This is a genomic window from Micromonospora sp. CNZ286 (assembly GCF_014207755.1).
The window spans coordinates 1221222-1241058 of sequence record NZ_JACHIZ010000001.1 but is presented as its reverse complement, the minus strand read 5'-3'; the positions used below and the strand labels follow the sequence as shown (position 1 = coordinate 1241058).

Here is a 19837-nt window from a genome sequence, read left to right as displayed (position 1 = left end):
CCCCTTCCTCGTTTCCGCGGGTCAGCCGCGCAGGTGCGCCTCGGAGACGGTCCAGAGCTGCTCGGCGGCCTCCGGGTCCCGGGCGTACTCGGCCCAGCCGGTGCGGGTGCCCGGCTGGTTCGGCCCGGCCTCCTGGCAGTCCTCGAAGTACCGGCCGCCGACGCCGTCGAGCAGCGGCGAGGTGGCGACCAGCACCGAGGTCGCCGCGCCCTGCTCCGGGGTCTTGAAGGCGGCCGCGTTGCCGCTGCGCATCCGCGCCAGCTCCTCCTCGCTGATGTAGCGCTGGAGGTTGGTCCGGATCGCGCCCGGCATCAGCGCGTTGGTGTAGATGCCGTCGTCGGCCCAGCGGCGGGTCGCCTCCACCGCGAACAGCACGTTCGCGGTCTTGGACTGCCCGTACGCCAGCCACGGGTCGTACGGCCGCTGCCGGAAGTGGATGTCGGAGAACACCACCGGCGAGCGCAGGTGCGCCGCCGAGCTGACCGAGACGATCCGCGCGCCGTCGGCCGCGGCGAGCGCCGGGCGCAGCCCGGTGGCGAGCGCGAAGTGCCCGAGGTGGTTGGTCGCGAACTGCATCTCCCAGCCCTGCTCGGTGCGCATCTCGGGCGAGGCCATGATCCCGGCGTTGTCGACGAGCATGTGCAGTGGCCCGTCCCAGGTGCGGACGAACGCGGCCACCGAGGCGAGGTCGGCTAGGTCGAGCGGGGCGACCAGGATCCGGTCGTTGCCGGTGGTGCCGATGATGTCGTCGGCGGCGCGCTGCCCGGCCTCGGTGTTGCGGACGGCGAGTGTGACGTCGGCTCCGGCGGCGGCGAGCGCGCGGGCGGTCTCCACGCCGATCCCGGAGGCGCCGCCGGTGACGACGGCCCGCCGGTCGGTCAGGTCCAGGTCGCGGACCACCTCCAGGGCTGTTGTCTCGGCGGAGAACGGGGTGGTGACTGGTGTCGAGCTGGTCATGGTCCATCCTTGTCGACGGCGACGCGGACCGATGTCCGCCCGCTACGATGAGAAGCGGAGGATCCTCCGTTACTCCGCCAGCATAATCGGAGGGGGCTCCGGTTACCATCGTGCCGGGCCGGCGACCCGGTCGAGGGAGGAGTGCCCGTGCCCGACCGACAGCTGCGCGCGGACGCGCTGCGCAACCGGCAGCGGCTGCTGGACGCCGCGGTCCAGGCGTTTTCCCAGGACGGCCCGGAGGTAACGCTGGACCGGGTCGCCAAGGACGCCGGCGTCGGCATCGGCACGCTCTACCGCCACTTCCCGAGCCGGGAGGCACTGATCGAGGCGGCGTACCGCAACGAGCTGGAGAAGCTCTGCGACGCCGCTCCGGCGCTGCTCGCGGCCCAGCCCGCCGACGCGGCGCTACGCGCCTGGATGGACCGGTTCGTCGACTACCTCGCCACCAAGCGGGGCATGGCCGACGCGCTGCGGCTGGTCATCGCCTCCGGCGCCAACCCGTACGCGCAGAGCCGCGACCTGCTGCTCGCCGCGCTCGGGGCGCTGCTCGCGGCGGGCGCCGCAGCGGGCGTCGTACGCGCCGACGTGGCCGCCGCCGACGTGCTCGCCAGCCTCAGCGGGGTCTCCCTGGTGGCGGGCGAGCCGGACCAGCGTGCCCAGGCCGGACGCCTGCTCGACCTGCTGATGGACGGGTTGCGCCACCGGCCGGGCTGACCGGAATCGGCCCGCGGCCCGGACCGGCGCTGACAGACTCGGCCGGTGGGCTCGTACGGGTGGCGGGGACGCCTGGGGCCGGCCGTGCCGGTGGCCCCGGGCGCCCGGGTCGACCGGTTCGAGATCTTCTTCGACCTGGTCTTCGTCTTCTCGTTCTTCATCATCACCCGGGCCACCGCGCTCGAGGTGACCGGCGGGGCGCTGCTGCACGCGCTGCTGGTCCTCGCCGTGCTCTGGTGGTCGTGGGTGGTGCACAGCGTGGTCGCCACCCGGGTACGCCTCGGCGAGGGCTTCGTCCCGGTGCTCATGACAGTCGGCATGGCCGCGCTGTTCACGTTCGCGCTGTCGCTGCCGCACGCGTTCCGCGACCCGCGCGGCAACGAAGCCGGGCCGATGGTCGCGGCGCTCAGCTACACCGTCCTGCGGCTGGTGCACCTGCTGCTCTACCGGCACGCCGTCCGGGACAGCCCGAACGAGCGCCGGCAACTGATCCGGTTCGCCCCCGAGGTGGTCGGCAGCACCGCGCTGCTGCTGGTCGCCGCGCTGCTGCCGCCGAGGATCGACGACCTGTTCTCGGCGGCGGTGCTGCGGGACGTGCTGTGGGCCGGCGTCATCCTGCTCCAGTACGGCACCGGCATCCTCGCCGGCACATGGGGCTGGGGCGTCGCGTCCGCCGAACACTGGACCGAGCGGTACGACCTCATCCTGATCATCGCGCTCGGCGAGTCGGTCATCTCCGTCGGCGTGGGCAGCAACCTGCTCGGCCAGCCGCCCACCTGGCCGGCCGTGGCGGCGGCGGTGCTCGGCATCTTCTTCACCGCCGCGCTCTGGTGGGCGCACTACGACATGGTCGGGCCGGCCGCCCGGATCGCCCTGCACGTCGCGCAGGACGGTCCCCGGGTGGCGATGGCCCGGGACGCGTACGCGTACCTGTTCCTGCCGATGATCGCGGGCATCATCCTGTTCGCGCTCGGCGCCGAGACGATCGTGCACGGGATCGCCGACCCGAACGTGCCGCCGAGCGAGCCGGCCCATGGTCCGGGCGTGCCGCTGCTGTACGGCGGCGTGATCTGCTACCTGTGCGGCAACATGCTGTTCCAGCTGCGTACCCTGCGCACGGTGAGCTGGACCCGGGTCGGGACGGTGCTGCTGCTCGGCGTGGCCATCCCGGTCGCGGAGCGGGTGCCGGGGCTGGCCGCGCTGGGCATGCTGACCGCCCTCACAGTGGGCATGGTGGCCGTCGAGGTGATCGTCTTCGCCGAGGGCCGGCAGGCGCTGCGCAAGCTGGTCTTCGAGGAGCGCGCCAGCCACGAGGCGCACGAGGCGGCCTGGCGGGCCCGGTGGCACGAGCAACCCGAGGACCGCGACGCGAACGGATGAACCCCGCCGTGTGACGTTCGGCCGTCGGCAGAATCGGCGCGTGCGGGGTGGCCGGCGGCGCGGCGTGCGCCGATGCTGAGGCGATGGCGACCTTCTCCGTACAGGCGCAGCCCACCGACGCGGCAAGCTGGACCGAGCTGGCCCGTACCGTCGAGGCGGCCGGCTTCGACGCGCTGTTCGCGGCCGACCACCCCGGCTCCTGCGCGTCGCCGTTCGTCGCGCTGGCCGCCGCGGCGGCCGTGACCAGCAGGCTGGGCCTCGGCTCGTACGTCTCGAACGCCGGCGTCCGCGAGCCGATCCTGCTCGCCGCCGACGTGGCCACCCTGGACGTGGTCTCCGGCGGACGGGCCCGGTTCGGCGTCGGCGCCGGCCACACGCCGGCCGAGTGGCGGGCCGTCGGGCGCGAGCGACCGGACGTCGCCGGCCGGGTACGCCGCTGCGTCGAGGTGGCCGACGCGGTCCGGGCGCTGCTGGCCGGCGACGAGGTCACCGTGGACACCGGGGACCTGACCGCGTACGCGGCACGGCTCGACCGGCCCCGCCCGGTCCAGGACCGGATCCCGCTGACCGTCGGCGCTTCCAACTCGACGCTGCTGCGCTGGGCGGGAAGGCACGCCGACGTGGTCGGCCTGGCCGGCTTCGGCCGTACGCTGCCCGACGGCCACCAGCACACCGTCCGGTGGCGGGCCGACCAGATCGAGGCGCAGCTCGCGCACGTGGCGGCCGGAGCGGCCGGCCGGGAGACGCCGCCGGTCCTGGAGGCGCTGGTCCAGCACGTCGCCGTCACCGACGACGCGGAGGCGGCCGCCGCCGGGACGGCCGCCGAGACCGGGCTCACCCCGGCGGAGGTGCTGGCCACCCCGTTCGTGCTGGCCGGGACGCCCGACGAGATCGTCTCGGCCGTGGCCGGGCACCGGCGCCGCTGGGGCGTCACCCGCTTCGTGGTACGCGCCGGGGCCGTCGACGCGCTCGCCCCGCTCCTGCCCCGGCTGGCGGGAAAAGAGCTGGACTTCGAGCACACTCGAAAGTGAACACTGGGCGCATGACGACGACACGACGGCTGGGCCGCAGCGGCATCGAGGTCAGCGCGATCGGTATGGGCTGCTGGGCGATCGGCGGCCCGCTCTGGGACGGCACCCAACCGCTCGGCTGGGGCGAGGTGGACGACGACGAGTCGGTGCGTACCGTCCACCGGGCGCTCGATCTGGGCGCGACGCTGTTCGACACCTCCAGCAACTACGGCGCGGGGCACAGCGAGCGGGTGCTCGGGCGCGCGCTCGCCGGCCGCCGGGACCGCGCGGTCATCGCCACCAAGTTCGGCTATCCCACCGACGAGGCGACCCGCCAGGCGCTCGGCGAGGACGCCAGCCCCGAGTACGCACGGCGCAGCCTGGAGGGTTCGCTGCGCCGGCTCGGCACCGACCACGTCGACCTCTACCAGCTCCACCTGGGCGGCCTGCCGGTGCCGCGAGCGCTGGACCTCGTCGGCACCCTGGAGGACCTGGTCGCCGAGGGAAAGATCCGGGCGTACGGCTGGAGCACCGACGACCCCGCCTCGGCGCGCGCCTTCGCCGAGGCCGGACCGCACTGCGCGGCGATCCAGCACGACCAGTCGGTGCTGCGGGACAACGCCGCCATGCTCGCGGTCTGCGCTGAGTTCGACCTGGCCGCCCTGAACCGGGGGCCGCTGGCGATGGGCCTGCTCACCGCGAAGTACCAGGATGCTCCCACCGCCCGGGGCGACGACGACGTGCGCGGCATGGCCCCGGAGTGGCTGGACTGGTTCACCGGCGGCGTACCGCGCGCCGAGTGGGCCGAGCGGGTGGCCCGGGTCCGTGAGGCGCTGACCGCCGACGGCCGCACGCTCGCCCAGGGCGCGCTGGGCTGGCTGCTCGCCCGCAGCCCGCACACCCTGCCGATCCCCGGCTGCCGGACCGTCGGGCAGGCCGAGGAGAATCTCGGCGCGCTGGCGTACGGGCCGCTGCCGCAGGACGCGTTCGCCGAGGTCGAACGCCTGCTCGCCGACCTGCGCACCGCCCCCGCCGACGCCTGACCGCCCGGGTCTCGCCGCGGGGGACGCCTCAGAGGTGTCGGCGGACCTCCGCGGCGAACCGGGGCAGGCCGGTGCGTCCCAGCAGTACGAGCAGACCCGGTACGGTCGTCGGCTCCCTGCGGTAGGCCGCTGCCTGCCGGTGCAGGACGTCGAGTGTCTGCCCCGGATAGAGGTCCAGCTGATCGAGCAGGAAGTCGTCCGGATGCACCGCCACGATGTCGAAGGACTTGAGCGACGGCTCGGGGAAGTCACCGACGTTGAACGTGACCAGCACCTCCGCGTTCGCCCGGACGGCGGCAGCCAGCACGTGCCGGTCCTTGGGATCGTTGGACATGCCGTCGATCAGCGACTCGTACCCGCTGACCATGGCGTCCGGAAAGGCTTCGGCCATCTGGCCGATTCGGCGGTCGACCCGCTCCTCCGCGATGCCTCGTACGATCAGGTTGCGTCGCAGCTCGTCCAGGACGTCCTTGGACCAGAGAGGTCGGTAGGCGGCGACCTCGGCCAGCCGCAGCAGGGTGTCGCAGAGATGCGCCGGGTAGAGGACGCAGGTGTCGAGAAACGCCGGGAACGCCACTCAGGTCACGCTCATCTCGTCCTGCGCGGTGTGGCCGTCGCGTCGTACAGGCCGTCTTCCTCGGCTTCGGCGGTCATCCGGTCGAGTGTCCGGCGGCGCGCCTGCCGGGTCCGCTCCTGGTAGTCGAGAACGTCCCGGAGCATGACTCGCCGGTGACGGCCGCGCATCGTGTACGGCATCTCGCCCTCGGACAGCAACCGGACCAGCGTGGGCCGGGAGATGTTGAGCAGGTCTGCCGCTTCCTGGGTCGTCAGCATCGTGTTGTGCGGCGCGATGGAGATCGCGAGCCCTTCGGAGAGTGCCGTCACCACGTCCCGCAGCACGCCGTACAACTCGTCGGGGATCTCGATCTCGGACCCGTCCGGCCCGACCAGCCTGGCCCGCGCACGACCGCCGGCGCTCCGCAGTTCCTGCACGAACCGGGCCAGCTCAGCCGGGTCGTCCGGGGGAAGGACCGTACGTTCACGCAGGGCGTTGCTCATGACGCAAGCGTATCTCTATTCGAAAAAAACGCAACGCGTTTAGCGTGCGTGACCGGCGGGCGTGACGAGTGAGTGATTTCGCTCAACGCATCCGAATCGCGCCGCGTACTCGAAGATGTGAGCATGCGGATCCTCATGGCCGGCGCGTCCGGTTTCCTCGGCACCCGACTGGTCGACTGCCTCACCGCGGACGGCCACCAGGTCACCCGCCTGGTCCGCCGCCCGCCACGCACACCCGTCGAACGGCAGTGGAACCCGTCCGCCGCACAGCTGGACCCGCAGTGCGTCGCCGACGCCGACGCGGTGGTGAACCTGGCCGGCGCGGGGGTGGGCGACAAGCGCTGGAACGACGAGTACCGGAAGGTGATCCGGACCAGCCGGGTGGACAGCACCACCACGCTCGCCATCACGATCGCCGGCCTGCCCGCCGCCGACCGGCCGACGGTGCTGCTGAACTCCTCCGCCGTCGGCTGGTACGGCAACACCGGCGACCGGACGGTAACCGAGGAGGCACCTGCGGGTGAGGGGTTCCTCGCCGACGTCTGCCGCGTCTGGGAGGCCGCGACCCGCCCGGCCGAGGACGCCGGCGTACGGGTGGTGCGCCTGCGTACCGGACTGCCGCTGCACCGCGACGGCGGCCTGCTCAAGCCGCAGCTGCTGCCGTTCCGGCTCGGCGTCGGCGGCAAGCTGGGCAACGGGCGGCAGTGGCTGCCGTGGATCTCGATGCGGGACTGGCTCGACGCCGCGACGTTCCTGCTGAACCACGACGGCATCGCCGGCGCGGTGAACGTGGTCGGCCCGGCGCCGGTCACCAACGCCGAGTTCACCAGGGAACTGGCCCGCCAGCTGCACCGCCCGGCGATCATGCCGATCCCGGCGGTGGCGCTGAAGGTGGCGCTCGGCGGTTTCGCGCAGGAGGCGCTGACCAGCGCGCGGGTGCTGCCCGCCGTGCTCGACAAGGCCGGCTTCTCCTGGGCGCACCCGGACCTGGCGGGCGCGCTGCGCGCCGCCCTCTCCGAGTGACCGGCCGAGGGCGGCGCGACGCGGCGGATCAGCAGCCGATCACCCAGTACGCGGGCCCGGTCTGCTTCAGCCTGCTCGTGTAGAAGGTGTTGTAGAGGCCCATCCGCTGCCCGCTGCCGAGCGCGTAGGCGTACCCGCCGGACTGGTAGGCCCGCCCGGCCACCACGTGCGCGTAGTTGCTGGCGGTGACGCAGACCGGCGCGCTGGTCGGCGTGGGCGAGGCGGTCGGCGTGGGCGAGGCCGTCGGCGTGGGTGACGCAGTCGCCGTCGGGGTCGGGCTCGGCGAGGCGCCGCCACCGCCGAGCCCGAAGAAGACCGCGTCCCGGTACGTCGAACAGATGGTGTCCAGGAAGTACGCCCCGGCGGTGCCGCACTGATCCGCGCCCGTACCCGGGTCGACGGGGGTGCCGTGGCCCATCCCGGAGACCCGGTAGAGGCGGACCTGGTCGGTGCCGTAGACCTCCAGGCTCGTGCCGGCCGGCAGCGTGGACGTGCTGGTCGGTGTGGTCGACACGCCCAGCACGTTCGTCCACTGGTCCCGCGACTCGGCGGCGTTCGCGGTCGCCACGGTGGTGTCGCTGGTGCCGTGCCAGATCGCCACGCGGGGGCGCTTGCCGGTGTATCCGGCGTACGCGCCGCGGACCAGGTCGCCCCACTGCGCCGGGGTCTTGTCCACGCCCGGGTTCATGCAGCTGAACGCGGTGACGGTGCTGGTGGCGCAGCGGTACGGGATGCCGGCGATGATCGAGCCGCCGGCGAAGACGTCGGGGTAGGCGGCGAGCATGGCCGCGCTCATCGCGCCACCGGCGGAGAGGCCGCTGACGTAGACGCGGGCGCCGTCGGTGCCGTAGGTGGTCTTGGCGTAGTCGACCATCTGCTTGATCGACAGCGCCTCGCCCTGGCCGCGTGCGGTGTCACCGGTCTCGAACCAGTTGAAGCAGGAGTTGGCGTTGTTGCCGCTGGGCTGCTGCGGCGCGATGAGCGTGAACTTCCACTGGTCGGCGTACTTCTGCCAGCCGGAGTTGGTGACGTACGTCGAGGCGTTCTGCACGCAGCCGTGCAGCAGCACCACGGCGGGCGCGCCGGTGGGCAGGCCGTCCGGGCGGTACGCGTACATGGCCAGGTTGCCGGGGTTGGAGCCGAAACCGGTGACCTGGGTCAGCGAGGCGGCCTGGGCGGGAAGGGCGGCGACCAGCGCGGTGGCCGCGGCCAGCACGACCCCGGCCGCCGCCCCGGCGACGCGGGCGATGAGGGATGAGGAGCGGGGCACGGGGACCTCCCGATCGTGGAATGTGAACTGAATCACCTCCGAGTTGCCGAGACGTTACGGCCGCGTTTCGTCACACCGGAATGGCCGCCGCTCACACATTCACGGTCACCGAAGTGTGCGGCGAGTTCCGTGTCCGGGCGGTCTGCCCAGGTCCGGTTGGTAACGTCCGCTGCGTGCCCTCCTCCCCGTCCCCGGCCGCCGGCCCGGCGCCGACGCGCGTCCGCGACCGGCGCGCCGACCTGCTGGTCACGCTCGCCGCGCTGGCCCTGGCCCTCTGGGTGACGAGTGGCATGTGGCGGGATCCGAACAGCCGCGCGATCACCGTCAACTCCAGTGACCAGGCGCTGTTCGAGTGGCTGCTGGCGTTCGGCGGGCACGCGCTGACCCACGGGCAGAACCCGCTGTACACCACCTTGATCAACGTCCCGGACGGGGTGAACCTCGCGGTCAACACCTCGATCACCGTGTACGCGGCGGTCTTCGCGCCGCTGACGTACCTGATCGGGCCGCCCGCGACGTTCCTGGTGATCCTCACGCTCAACCTGGCCGCGACGGCGGTGGCCTGGTACTGGCTGCTCAGCCGGCATCTGGTCCGCAGCCGGCTGGCCGCCGGGGTGGGCGCGCTGTTCATCGCCTTCTGCCCGGCGATGGTGTCGCACGCCAACGCGCACCTGAACTGGACCGCGGGCTGGCTGGTGCCGCTGCTGATCTGGGGCGTGTTCCGGCTGCGCCGGCCGGGCCGGGCGGTCACCGGCGGGATCGTGCTCGGCCTGCTGGTGGCTGTCGCGTTCTCGATCGCCGCCGAGGGTCTGTTCTTCACCGCACTGGCGCTCGGCGTGTTCCTCGTGGTGTGGGCGCTGCACCCGGCCCGCCGGTCCGAGGTACGCGCCGCGCTGCCCCGGATGGCGGCCGGGCTGGGCGTGACAGCGCTCGTCGCCGGGGCACTGCTGGCGTACCCGCTGTGGCTGCACTTCCTCGGACCGCAACGGTTCCACGGCACCGGGTTCGACCCGTTGATCCACTCCGAGGACATCGCCGCGTACGGGTCCTATCCGCGCCGGTCGCTGGCCGGCTGGGCCGGGTGGGGCACCTCGCTCGCGCCCAACCCGACGGAGGAGAACTCGTTCTTCGGCGTACCGCTGCTCCTGCTCGCCGCCGCCTGCTTCGCGCTGCTGTGGCGGCGCGCGGACCGCGCGTTCCGGGCCACCCTCGCGGCGCTCGGGGTGACCGCAGTGGTCTTCGCGGTGCTGTCGTGGGGGCCCACTGTGAAGTGGAACGGCCGCCGCTTCGACCAGACGCTGCCGTTCGGGGTGCTGGACAACCTGCCGGTGATCAACGCGGCGTTGCCGTCCCGGCTGGCGCTCGTGGTCGCGCCGGTCATCGGTCTGCTGCTTGCGTACGCGATCGACTCGCTGCGTGCCCGGCCGCCCCGGCGCCGGGTGAGCGGGCTCGCCTGGGCGCTGGGCTTCGCCGCGGCGCTGCTGCCGCTGGTGCCCACGCCGCTGCTGACCAGCGTCCGCGAGCCGATCCCGCAGTTCATCACCAGCGGCGCCTGGCAGCGTTACGTCCCGCCCGACGGGGTGCTGACGCCGCTGCCGCTGACCGTGGACGTCTACCCGGACGGGCAGCGCTGGCAGGCGTACGCGCTCGCCCACCGGCAGGGTGAGTTCCGGATCCCGTCCGGCTTCTTCCTCGGGCCCGGCGGGCCGGAGGGCCGGGGCCGGATCGGCCCGGTGCCGCGCACCTTCGACTCGCTGATGGACCAGGCGGGCCGGACCGGGCTGGTGCCGATCATCACCGACGGCAGCATCCGCGAGTCCCGGGCGGACCTGCGCTACTGGGGGGTCCAGGCGGTGGTGCTGCCGGACCGGGTGCACGGCGCCAAGTTCGACGTCGACGAGGAGGCGCTGCGGCGCACCGCCACCGCGCTGCTCGGCCCGCCCGAGCGGGTGGAGGACGTCTGGCTGTGGCGGGTGCCGGCCTGACCGTCGCCGTGTCCCCCGCGATGGCGACGAGGCTCACGGGTCCGGTTCCCGGAGGGCGGGACTAGGCTGGACGGGTGAGCGTGACGACTTCCGGGCTGACCGCCGTCCGCGCAGGCCTGCTCGACTACCAGGCCGCCTGGGACGAGCAGCGCCGGCTGCACGAGGCGGTGGTGGCCGGCGAGCAGGGCGACACGGTGCTGCTGCTGGAGCACCCCAGCGTCTACACCGCCGGCAAGCGCACCGAGCCGTGGGACCGGCCGATGGACGGCACCCCGGTGGTGGACGTGGACCGCGGCGGGAAGATCACCTGGCACGGTCCGGGGCAGCTCGTCGGCTACCCGATCGTCCGGCTGCCCGACCCGGTCGACGTGGTCGCGTACGTCCGGCGCACCGAGCAGTTGCTGATCGACGTCTGCGCCGAGTTCGGGCTGTCCGCCGGCCGGGTCGAGGGACGCAGCGGCGTGTGGGTGCCGGAGGACGACCGGGGGCCGGCCCGCAAGGTCGCAGCCATCGGCATCCGCGTGGCCCGCGGCGTCACGCTGCACGGCTTCTCCGTCAACTGCGACTGCGACCTGGGCTTCTTCGACCGGATCGTGCCCTGCGGCATCCGCGACGCCGGGGTCACCTCGCTGACCGCCGAGCTGGGCCGGCCGATCACCGTCGCCGACGTGCTGCCGGTGGTCGAGCGGCACCTGCCGACGTTGACGCAGGTCTGAGCCCGGTGCGGCTCGACCTGGTCACGCTCGTCGTGACCGAGTACGACCCCGCGATCGCCTTCTTCACCGAGGTGCTCGGGTTCGAGCTGGCCGAGGACAAGCCGTCGCTGACGAACGACGGCCGGCCCAAGCGCTGGGTGGTCGTACGCCCGCCGGGCGGCGGCACCGGCCTGCTGCTGGCCCGCGCCGACGGCGAGCACCAGGCCGGCGCGGTCGGCGACCAGACCCACGGCCGGGTGGGCTTCTTCCTCCAGGTCGACGACTTCGAGGCGGTGTACCGGCGGATGGTCGACGCGGGCGTCGAGTTCGTCCGGCCGCCCCGCACCGAGCCGTACGGCCGGGTCGCGGTCTTCCGCGACATCGCCGGCAACTCCTGGGACCTGCTCGGCCCGGCCTGACCGCTCGGCGGCGCGGTGTGCGACCGGTCCGGATCGCCGCCCGCCCAGGGCCACCGCCCGCCCAGACCCGCCGCCCACCCAGGCCCCGCCTCGCCGTCGGTCACGGTGAGCCACAAGGCTGCGCCCGCAGCATGTGGCCTCCCGCCGACTTTGCTCTGCAGCCGGATCCGCAACGGTCACTCCCGGTCAACCGCTGCGCCAGTGGCTGCAGAGCAAAGGGCGCAGAAACCCCTTCCCTCCCTCCCGAGGGCTGTTCGCCATAACCCCAGCTCAGCGCAATCCACCGGCGTTGAGGGCAGCTCGACCACCCCGAAACAACCCTCACCGAGCGTGACCGCAAGGCCGAGCGACCTCTCGTCACGCTCAGTGGCAGATCCGAGCCGATTCCGGAGATCGGCGGCGAGACCGACGGTCCCGATGGCGAGCCCGCGCCCCGCAGTCAGGGCGTGAGGCGGTGCAGGTCGCGCGGGAAGGCGGTCACCTCCCGGACGTTCGCCGCCCCGGTCAGCCGGGCGACGAACCGCTCCAGCCCGATCGCGAAACCGCCGTGCGGCGGCATGCCGTGCCGGAACGCGTCCACGTACCCGGCGTACGGCTCCACCGGCTCGCCGCGCGCCGCCAGGGCGGCCAGGTAGTCGGCGTGCCGGTGCAGCCGCTGCCCGCCGGTCACCAGCTCCACACCCCGGAACAGCAGGTCGAAACCGTTAGAGTACGCGGGCCGGGCCGGGTCCGGATGGGTGTAGAAGGGGCGCTTCGCCATCGGGTACCCGGTGACGAAGAGGAAGTCGCTGCCGTGCTCGCGGAGCGCCCACTCCCCCAGCGCCCGCTCGTGCGCCGGCGCAAGGTCGGGTTCGTCCGCCGGCGCTCCGGCGATCTTCAGCGCGTCGGTGAAGTGCACCGCCGGGATCTCGGCCGGCACCTCCGGCACCGTCACGCCGAGCGTCGCCAGCGCGTTACCGGCCCGCTCGCCGACCGTCGCCACCATCCCGGCCAGCGTCTCCCGCAGCACCGCCATCACGTCCCGGTGGTCGGCCACGAAGCCCAGCTCCACGTCGAGCGACGTGTACTGGGCCAGGTGGCGCACCGTGTCGTGCGGCTCGGCGCGGAACACCGGCCCCACCTCGTACACCCGCTCGAAGACGCCGACCATGAGCTGCTTGTAGAACTGCGGCGACTGCGCCAGGTAGGCCGGCCGCCCGAACCAGTCCAGCGCGAACACGTTAGCTCCGCTCTCGGTGGACGAGGCGACCACCTTCGGCGTGTGCACCTCGACGAAGCCCCGCCCGTCGAGCGTGGCCCGGAAGCCGGACACGGCCGCCGCCGAGATCCGCAGCGCGGCGGAGCGGACCGGGTGCCGCAGCGCGACCGGCGCGTGGTCGAGCTGGGTGGGCAGGGTGGCGGTGAGCACCGGCCGGTACAGGTCGAACGGGGGCGGGACGGCGGGCGGCCCGAGCGGACGTACCGTCGGCTCGACGACCTCGACCCCGGCGGGCGCGGTGGGGTTCGCGACCACCGTGCCGACGACCTCGACGACAGTCTCCTCGGTGAGCGCCTCGACCTGCTCCCGCACGGCGGGCGCGGCGACCACCACCTGGGCGAGCCCGGCGGCGTCCCGGACGATCAGGAAGGCCACCGACTTGAGCAGCCGGCGGCGGTGGACCCAGCCGGCGAGCCGCACTGTGGCGCCCACACGGGCGGGGAGTTCTGTGGACAGGATGCGTTGCACGACGACTACCTCCTTGACCAATCGCAACGCGATCCCCAGGGAGGTGTGGGCGAGCGGGAACCTCGCGGTGCCACCACACCTTCGCCCCCGCCAGGGCGGGAGCCTCGTTCGTCGCCTTTTCACCGGGGCCGGCCGGGCGGGCTCTACTGGGCGCGAAACGCCGTTCTTCCCGCAGCTCGGGAGGGTCTTCACGGACCGGCGCCAGACCGCCTCACAGCAACCGGCGGCTCTCTCGACTGGCGGATCGGCCCGTTACTCGGCTCCGTCACAGCTCTGCCCGGCACGCTAGCACCGCACGCGCCGCGCTGTGACCGGGTTTTTTCGCCCTTGGTGTCCGGTGTCACAGCCATTCCGGCGTGACGGCCGTCGCCCTCGTTCATCGACCGGCACCGACCGGCGTACGCTCGGTTTTGTGACGATCGAGCAATCCGCGCCGACGACTGAGCAGCCAGCGCGCACCGCGACTGTCGCCCCGGAGGGGCGGCGGATGCTGCGGATCGAGGCGCGCAACGCCGAGACGCCGATCGAGCGCAAGCCGCCGTGGATCAAGGTCAAGGCCAAGATGGGCCCGGAGTACACCCAGTTGCGCGGGCTCGTCTCGCGCGAAGGGCTGCACACCGTGTGCCAGGAGGCCGGCTGCCCCAACATCTACGAGTGCTGGGAGGACCGGGAGGCCACCTTCCTCATCGGTGGTGACCAGTGCACCCGGCGCTGCGACTTCTGCCAGATCGACACCGGCAAGCCGGCCGAGTTCGACGCCGACGAGCCGCGGCGCGTCGCCGAGTCGGTCGCCGCGATGGGTCTGCGCTACGCGACCATCACCGGTGTCGCCCGCGACGACCTGCCCGACGGCGGGGCCTGGCTCTACGCCGAGACGGTCCGGCAGATCCACGCGCTTCAGTCCGGCTGCGGTGTCGAGCTGCTGATCCCCGACTTCAACGCGGTGCCCGAGCAGCTCGCCGAGGTCTTCGGCTCGCGGCCCGAGGTGCTGGCGCACAACGTGGAGACCGTGCCGCGCATCTTCAAGCGGATCCGCCCGGCGTTCCGCTACGAGCGTTCGCTGGACGTGATCCGCCAGGCGCGGGCCGACGGCCTGGTCACCAAGAGCAACCTGATCCTCGGCATGGGCGAGGAGCGCGCCGAGGTGTCCCAGGCGCTGCGCGACCTGCACGAGGCGGGCTGCGAACTGATCACCATCACGCAGTACCTGCGTCCCTCCCCCCGGCACCACCCGGTGACCCGCTGGGTCAAGCCGGAGGAGTTCGTCGAGCTGCGCGAGGAGGCCGAGGAGATCGGCTTCGCGGGCGTGATGAGCGGTCCCCTGGTCCGCTCGTCGTACCGCGCGGGCCGCCTCTACCAGCAGGCGCTCGACGCCCGCCGGGAGGTCACCGTCGCCGGCTGAGGCCGGCCGACCACCGCGTCACCCGCCGCCGGCCGCCTGCCGGATGCCATGATCACAGGCATGACCGCCGGGGTACGCGAGGAGCCACGCGAAGCCGTGCGCCCTCGTACGCCCCGGCGGCTGCCGTTGCCGACGCTGCTCGCCCTGCTCGTCGGGTTCGCCGGTGTGGGCTACCGGCTGGCGCTGTTGTTCGCCGACGCGCCGCCCACCAACAGCGACGAGGCGACGATGGGGCTGACCGCCCTGCACATCGCCCGCGGTGACGGCTTCCCGGTGTGGTTCTACGGCCAGGCGTACATGGGCACGCTGGAGGCGTACCTGGCCGCGCCGCTGGTCGCGCTGGCCGGGCCGTCGGTGCTCGTGCTGCGGGTGCCCACGCTGGCGCTGTACGCGTTGTTCCTGCTGCTGTCCTGGCGGCTGACCCGGCGGCTCGGCGGTGACCGCTGGTACGCCCTGCTGGTGGTCGCCGTGCTGGCGCTCGGCGCGGACCGGGTGGTGAAGAACCAGCTGATCGCCGGTGGCGGCTACCCGGAGCTGAACCCGGCCGGTGCCGCGCTGGCGCTGCTGACGGTCGGGCTCTGCGTGACCGGGGCGGGCGCGCGGCTGCCCCGCTGGGCGGCCTGGGGACTGGTCGCCGGGGTGCTGCTCTGGGTGGACCCGCTGATCCTGCCGTACGTGCTGACGCTCGGCGCGCTGCTCGTGGCCCGCCGGTGGCGGGAGCTGGTCGGCCGGGCCGGGGTGGTGCTGGCCGGCGCGCTGCTGCTGGGCGCGGCGCCGATGCTCGTGGACAGCATCCGGCACGGCCGCAACCCGGTGACCGCGGTACTGGCGGCCGGTGGCACGGGCACACCGGCCGACTGGGCGGACCGGCTGCACGGCGCGCTGGTCCTCGGGCCGCCGCTGGCGATGGGCTTCTGCTCCCCCGGCCGGTGTGCCACCTGGCAGCTCTGGTGGGCCGTCGTCTTCCCGGTGCTGCTGGTGCTCGCCGCGTTCACCGCGTGGCACACGCTTCGCCGTACCTCGGGCGGGCCGGGCTCGCCGGAGCGGGTGCCGGCCGGGGTGCGGCTGGCGCTGCTCGGCGGCGCGGCGGGTGTGCTCGCCGCGTACGCGGTGAGCAACGCGGCCGGGCAGACGCCGATCGAGAGCAGCCGCTACCTGTCGTGCCTGGCGGTCGCCGTGCCGGCCCTGCTCTGGCCACTGTGGCAGGCCGCCCGCCCGCTCGCTGCTCACCGGCTGACGGCGCGGCGCCAGCTCGCCGAGGTGGCGGCATCAGACCGGCCCGCCGAACGCCAGCTCGGCGAGGTGGCGGCATCGGACCGGCCCGCCGAACGCCAGTTCGCCGAGGTGGCGGCATCAGACCGGCCCGCCGAACGCCAGTTCGCCGAGGTGGCGGCATCGGACCGGCCCGCTGAACGCCAGTTCGGCGAGGTGGCGGCATCGGAGGAGGGTGGATACCGCCATCTCCCCGAAGTGGAGTCGATCAAGGCGGCGGGCGGGCGGCCGGCCGGGCGGAGGGCCCGGATGGCGGCGGTCGGGGCGCTGGCGGTTATCGCGGGGATGCTCGGCACCGGCGTGGCGGCCACTGTGGACGTGGCGCGGACCGCACCGGGCGTGCACGCCGAGGCGGACCGGCACCGGTCGCTCGTGGACACGCTCGGCGCGCTCGACGTGCGGAACGTCCGCGGCGGCTACTGGACGTGCAACCGGCTCACCTACGCGACAGGCGAGAACGTGCTCTGCGGCGTGGTCGACGACGACCTGACCCCCGGTTTCGACAGGCTGCCCGCGTACCGGCGGGAGGTGTCGGCCGACCCGGACGCGGCGTGGGTGGCACCGGCCGGCTCGCCGCTGGCCGCGCGGCTGGACGAGCGCGTCGGCGCCGAATCGGGGACGCTCGACGTCGTCACCGTGGCCGGCTGGCGGATCTACCTGCCGCGCCGCTGACGCAGGCCCGGCCGGCTACCGGCCCGGCCCGGCGCTCGGCTGTGGCGCTCGCTGGCCCAGCGCCCGGCCGACCCGGCGCCCGACCGGCCCGACGCTCGACCGGCGCCCGACCGGCCCGGCGCCCGACCGGCCCGGCGCCCGACCGGCCCGACGCTCGACCGGCCTGACGCGTCCTGACGCGAAGCGGGATGGTTCGGCGCGCTACCGGGCGCGGCGCTGTGCCGGGACGGGTGGCTGGGGGTCGAGCAGGCCGAGGCGGTGGGCCAGCGCGGCGGCCTCCACCCGGTTGGTCACGTCGAGCTTGGCGATGATCCGGGAGACGTGCACGCTCGCCGTCTTCGGCGAGATGAACAGGCGCTCGGCGATCCGGCTGTTGCTGTGCCCCTCGGCGACCAGCCGCAGCACCTCCTGCTCCCGGCTGGTCAGCAGGTCCGGCCCGGGTCGCCCGGTGCCGCGCAGCCCGACCCGGCGGGCAAGCGTCGCCGCCTGCTCGCCCAGCGGGGTGGCACCCAGCCGGGCGGCCAGCTCGGCCGTCTCCCGTACCGCGGCGGCCACCTCGTCCCGCTCGCACGCTGCCGCGGCCGCCTCGGCCAGCCCGAGCAGCGCCCGGCCCAGCGGGTACGGCTGCCCGGCCGTCCGCCACGCCGCCACCGTCGCCCGCCACGCGGCGAGCGCGTCGGCGGGACCGGTGGGCGCCGTCCCGCCGAGGATCGCGGTGACGTGGGCGGCGTGGGCGTGCTCGGCCGGGTGCCGGGCCGGCAGCGCGGCGGCCACCGCCGACACGTCGGCGGCGAGCGTCGCGTCACCGGTCAGCGCGGCGGTACGCGCCAGCGCGTTCAGCACCGGCCAGCCCTCGCGGGGCAGGTCGGCCAGGTGCGCGTCGGCCAGGGCGGCGCGCGCCGCGCGTACCGCCTCGGGCTTGTCGTCGGCGGCGAGCGCCGCCTCCACGCGCAGCTCGTGCAGCGGCAGCCGGTGGTTCGGCCAGAGGTACGGCCGGCCGAGGAACGCCAGCGCCCGCCCGACGACCTCGTCCGCGCCCGGATGGGCGCGGGCGAGGTGGAGCCCGGCGCGCAGTTGCAGCCAGTGCAGCCCGGACACGCCGGGCGGGTCGATGCGGGCCGCCTCGGCGCAGGTGGCGTCCGCCTCGTCCCAGCGGCCCAGCGCGATCAGCGCCTCGGCCCGGTTCGACAGCAGGTACGCCCCGATCGAGCGGCTGATGCCGACCCGGCGCGCCTCGCTCACCCCGGCCGCGGCCGCCTGTTCGGACTCGTCGTAGCGGCCCAGCTCGTAGAGCACGTCGGAGAGGAAGACCAGTGCGCTGACCAGGGCCCACGAGTCGTCTGCCGCCCGGGCCCGCGCCTCCACCCGGCGCAGCTCGGCCAGCCCCAGCTCCGGCGTGCCGTCGATGCGGTGCAGCAGGGCAATCCGGGTGGGCAGCAGCACCAGGTCGGTGCCGACCTCGGACGCGCCGGCCGCGGCCTCGGTGGCGACCGAGGCGGCCTCCCGAGGGTCGACCTTCATCAGGTGCGACGCGATGTCGGCGAGCACGCCGAGCCGTTCCGGGCCGTGCGGCGCACCCGCCGCCAGCCGGTACGCCTCGCGCAGCTCGGCCGCGCCGTCGCTCTTGCCGAGCAGCGCGAACAACCGGCCCCGGTGGTCGAGCAGGCGCGCCGCGCGCAGCGGTTCGGCGTCGGAGTCGACCTCGGCCAGCGCGGCCCGGGTGAGCGTGAGCGCCCGGCTGAGGTCACCGGCGGTCACCGCCGCGGTGAGCGTGTCCTCCAGCACCCGCAGATGGTCCATGCCGAGCCGGTCGGCGGCGTCGGGCACCTGCTCCCAGAGTTCGAGGACGCGCTCCAGCAGCCGGCTCTGCTCGGCGTACGCGTACCGCTCGGCCGCCGCCTCGGCGGCGACCCGGGCCGAGGTGAGCGCGCGCGGGTGGTCGTGTGCCGCGTACCAGTGGTGGGCGATCTCGGCCGGCGCGCGACCGGCGGCGACCAGGTGCGGCTGAGCCTCGATCGCCGCGGCGTACCGGGCGTGCAGCCGCGCGTGCTCGCCGGGCAGCAGGTCGTCGTGCACGGCCTCGCGGACCAGCGCGTGCCGGAACTCGTAGTCGCCGTCCGGGTCGGCCACCACGAGCTGACCGGCGACGGCGGCGCGCAGCGCGTCCTCCAGTTCGGCCTCGGGCAGGCCGGCCACCTCGGCGAGGAGCTGGTGGGCGAACCGGGTGCCCCCGGCGGCGGCGATCCGCAGCACCCGCTGGGCCGGCTCGGGCAGCCGGTCGACGCGGGCCAGCAGCAGGTCGCGCAGCGTCTCCGGGATGGCCGCGCAGCCGACCGGGCCACCGGCGGCGGCCAGCTCCTCGATGAAGAACGGGTTGCCCTGGGTGCGTTCGTGCACGTCGTCGACGGTCCGGGCGACCTGCTCGGTGCCGAGCAGGTCGGCCAGCACGGCGGCGGTGCCGTCGCGGTCGAGGCGGCCCAGCTCGATCCGGTCCACGCCGCGGACCCGGTCCAGCTCGGCGAGGAACGGCCGCAGCGGGTGCCCCCGGTGCAGCTCGTCGGTGCGGTACGTGCAGACCACCAGCAGGCGGGTGGCGCGGGCGGCCCGCACCAGGAAGCCGATCAGATCCCGGGTGGACCGGTCGGCCCAGTGCAGGTCCTCGATCACCAGCACCAGCGGGCGTTCCTCGGCGATCCGCCGGAACAGCTCGGCGACCAGGTCGAACAGATAGCCGCGCGGGGTGTCGGCGAGGGCCGGCCCGGCGGGCGCGGCGACGCCTGCGGGCATCCGGGCCAGCTCCGGCAGCAGCCGGGCGAACTCCGCCTCGTAGCCGGCGAAGGCGGCCGGCCCGTCGTGGCGCAGCACGTCGCGCAGCGCGGCGGCGAACGGGGCGAACGGGAGGCCCGCCTCGCCCAGCTCCAGGCACTGGCCGACGAGCAGGCGCGCGCCGGCGGCGTCCACCTGCGTGCCGAACTCCTCCAGCAGCCGGGTCTTGCCGACGCCCGCTTCGCCGCCGACGAGCACCGTCGCCGGCTCGCCGGTCCGGGACCGGGCCAGCGCGTCGCCGAGCGCGGCCAGCTCGGGCCGGCGGCCGACGAGGACGGTGCTGGCGGCGCGTACGGTCACGCCGTCGAGCATGCCACGGCCCTCCGACGGCCCTACCGGGCCGATCGGACGGCGGATGGCCGCCGGTCCGGCCGCCCCCGTGAC

Annotated in this window: 16 protein-coding genes; 10 read left to right on the top strand and 6 right to left on the bottom strand. The window is 74.2% G+C overall.

Going from position 1 to position 19837, the window contains the following annotated elements; all coding sequences use genetic code 11:
- Positions 1–21 precede the first annotated feature (21 nt).
- Complete coding sequence (locus tag FHX31_RS05950; RefSeq protein WP_013287732.1) at positions 22–957, bottom strand: SDR family NAD(P)-dependent oxidoreductase; 936 nt, start codon at positions 955–957, stop codon at positions 22–24.
- Between the two features lie 147 nt (positions 958–1104).
- Here FHX31_RS05950 and FHX31_RS05945 point away from each other — a divergent pair, with 147 nt between their 5' ends.
- From FHX31_RS05945 to FHX31_RS05930, 4 genes are all read left to right on the top strand, one after another.
- A complete protein-coding gene (locus FHX31_RS05945) occupies positions 1105–1671 on the top strand; it encodes a TetR/AcrR family transcriptional regulator (protein ID WP_013475705.1) in 567 nt (188 codons plus the stop codon).
- A 45-nt stretch (positions 1672–1716) separates the two neighbouring features.
- Complete coding sequence (locus FHX31_RS05940) at positions 1717–3051, top strand: low temperature requirement protein A (protein WP_114921059.1); 1335 nt, start codon at positions 1717–1719, stop codon at positions 3049–3051.
- Positions 3052–3134: 83 nt separating this feature from the next.
- Positions 3135–4082 (top strand): LLM class flavin-dependent oxidoreductase, encoded by a 948-nt coding sequence (locus FHX31_RS05935; RefSeq protein WP_184975386.1) that lies wholly within the window; start codon positions 3135–3137, stop codon positions 4080–4082.
- Positions 4083–4093: 11 nt separating this feature from the next.
- Positions 4094–5104, top strand: coding sequence for an aldo/keto reductase (locus tag FHX31_RS05930; protein WP_114921060.1), 1011 nt, complete (start codon positions 4094–4096; stop codon positions 5102–5104).
- A 28-nt stretch (positions 5105–5132) separates the two neighbouring features.
- Here the strand turns inward: FHX31_RS05930 and FHX31_RS05925 are convergent, their stop codons facing one another.
- Positions 5133–5681 carry a PIN domain-containing protein gene (locus FHX31_RS05925; RefSeq protein ID WP_030273069.1) on the bottom strand — a complete coding sequence of 183 codons (549 nt, stop codon included), beginning with the start codon at positions 5679–5681 and terminating at the stop codon, positions 5133–5135.
- An 11-nt stretch (positions 5682–5692) separates the two neighbouring features.
- Positions 5693–6163, bottom strand: coding sequence for a helix-turn-helix domain-containing protein (locus FHX31_RS05920; protein WP_013475700.1), 471 nt, complete (start codon positions 6161–6163; stop codon positions 5693–5695).
- A gap of 123 nt (positions 6164–6286) precedes the next feature.
- Here FHX31_RS05920 and FHX31_RS05915 point away from each other — a divergent pair, with 123 nt between their 5' ends.
- Positions 6287–7186, top strand: a complete 900-nt coding sequence (locus FHX31_RS05915; protein WP_091331079.1) for a TIGR01777 family oxidoreductase — start codon at positions 6287–6289, stop codon at positions 7184–7186.
- 28 nt (positions 7187–7214) lie between these two features.
- Here FHX31_RS05915 and FHX31_RS05910 read toward each other — a convergent pair whose 3' ends face one another.
- Positions 7215–8456, bottom strand: a complete 1242-nt coding sequence (locus tag FHX31_RS05910) for an extracellular catalytic domain type 1 short-chain-length polyhydroxyalkanoate depolymerase (protein ID WP_184975383.1) — start codon at positions 8454–8456, stop codon at positions 7215–7217.
- Between the two features lie 173 nt (positions 8457–8629).
- Between FHX31_RS05910 and FHX31_RS05905 the strand changes: the two genes are divergently transcribed.
- The 3 genes from FHX31_RS05905 to FHX31_RS05895 all read left to right on the top strand — a co-directional run bounded on the left by FHX31_RS05905 (position 8630) and on the right by FHX31_RS05895 (position 11555).
- Positions 8630–10441 carry a DUF6311 domain-containing protein gene (locus FHX31_RS05905; RefSeq protein ID WP_184975380.1) on the top strand — a complete coding sequence of 604 codons (1812 nt, stop codon included), beginning with the start codon at positions 8630–8632 and terminating at the stop codon, positions 10439–10441.
- A 74-nt stretch (positions 10442–10515) separates the two neighbouring features.
- A complete protein-coding gene (gene lipB, locus FHX31_RS05900; protein ID WP_030273076.1) occupies positions 10516–11157 on the top strand; it encodes a lipoyl(octanoyl) transferase LipB in 642 nt (213 codons plus the stop codon).
- A gap of 5 nt (positions 11158–11162) precedes the next feature.
- The gene (locus tag FHX31_RS05895) at positions 11163–11555 is read left to right on the top strand and encodes a VOC family protein (protein WP_013475695.1); all 393 of its coding nucleotides are present in this window, start codon (positions 11163–11165) and stop codon (positions 11553–11555) included.
- A 439-nt stretch (positions 11556–11994) separates the two neighbouring features.
- Here FHX31_RS05895 and aspS read toward each other — a convergent pair whose 3' ends face one another.
- Positions 11995–13281, bottom strand: coding sequence for an aspartate--tRNA(Asn) ligase (gene aspS, locus FHX31_RS05890; protein ID WP_184975377.1), 1287 nt, complete (start codon positions 13279–13281; stop codon positions 11995–11997).
- 412 nt (positions 13282–13693) lie between these two features.
- Between aspS and lipA the strand changes: the two genes are divergently transcribed.
- Both lipA and FHX31_RS05880 read left to right on the top strand, forming a co-directional pair.
- Positions 13694–14683, top strand: coding sequence for a lipoyl synthase (gene lipA / locus FHX31_RS05885; protein WP_013287743.1), 990 nt, complete (start codon positions 13694–13696; stop codon positions 14681–14683).
- Positions 14684–14743: 60 nt separating this feature from the next.
- Complete coding sequence (locus FHX31_RS05880) at positions 14744–16627, top strand: DUF423 domain-containing protein (RefSeq protein ID WP_486481653.1); 1884 nt, start codon at positions 14744–14746, stop codon at positions 16625–16627.
- Between the two features lie 201 nt (positions 16628–16828).
- On the opposite strand, the gene FHX31_RS05875 is transcribed toward FHX31_RS05880, so the two are convergent.
- On the bottom strand, positions 16829–19753 hold the full coding sequence (locus FHX31_RS05875; RefSeq protein ID WP_486481652.1) for an ATP-binding protein: 2925 nt from the start codon (positions 19751–19753) through the stop codon (positions 16829–16831).
- Positions 19754–19837 lie beyond the last annotated feature (84 nt).